Genomic DNA, 1096 nt, shown 5'->3' with positions numbered 1-1096 from the left:
AAATATTATTCTATATATGCAAGAAGGCGCTTTGAGAGAAGAAGTTCTTAATAGTTTGGCAAATTCTATTATAGATTCTATGCCGACTGAAAATTGAAAAATTAAGATATTATTTTAATACAACTTAAAATAGTAAGCTTTTACGCTTGCTATTTTTATTTTAAAGTTATCATAAACATATAAATTCTGATACATTATCTTGAAAATTTATTTACCAATTCAACTCTGTTTTTTACGCCAGATTTATCATATATATTTGCCACATGATTATTAACGGTATTGAGAGATATTTTTAGTATTATTGCAACTTCTTTATTCGTTTTTCCAGAAAGTAAATAGAATAATATTTCCCTTTCCCTTTTGGTTAAATTAATCTGCTCTTCTTCTTTTTTTGAGGACGATTTATTTATAACTTTATTTTCTTCAATATTTTTCGAATTATTTTCAATCAAATTTTTATCTATAATACTATTTTTATTTTTAATAATACTAATAAAATACCAAAGTAAATAACCGAGCATTACCAGATTCCACCATATATAAAATAAAATCAAAGTTATATCGATAGAACCTATGTCAAAAGTATTTTTATTCAATATAATTAATTGATAAACCAAAATAGGATATATAAATATAGTTATTAAGCCTAATATTTTAACTATAAATTTTATCGTGCTGTCTTTTAAATTTTTATAATTAAGAAATCCTAATATGAACAAATATAATATTGAAAGATAAAAGATTCTATTTGCGATTATATAAAAATTAAAATGCAAAAGAATTCCCAATATACTTAATACAAAAAATATTACCGATAAAATCAAATATTCTACATTTTCTTTAACTGCCCATTTAAGCTCTAAAAATCTGTATAAAAAAGCGGGAATAAAATATAAAATTAAAGACATAGAAACGCTTAAAATGAACAGATATAAAGTATTGAATATTTCATTTGACAAAAACGAAGGAACTGCCAAAAAGCTAATTAATTTCACCGCTCTTATTAATAAAAGAAATCCAAATATTGATAAAAATATTATATAATATTTAAGCCAAGTTATTCTTTCTATTATATAATAAATTATGGAGTATATTA

General features: G+C 21.8%; 1 protein-coding gene. It reads right to left on the bottom strand.

Annotated elements, in window-relative coordinates; translation table 11 throughout:
• Positions 1 to 194 precede the first annotated feature (194 nt).
• Positions 195 to 1096 (bottom strand): helix-turn-helix domain-containing protein (locus EZH24_RS15155; protein WP_137999357.1); only part of this gene is annotated, 902 nt, incomplete at its 5' end.

This window comes from Brachyspira catarrhinii, assembly GCF_005518285.1.
Classification (GTDB): Bacteria; Spirochaetota; Brachyspiria; order Brachyspirales; family Brachyspiraceae; genus Brachyspira; species Brachyspira catarrhinii.
This window is presented reverse-complemented; position numbering and strand designations above follow the sequence as displayed.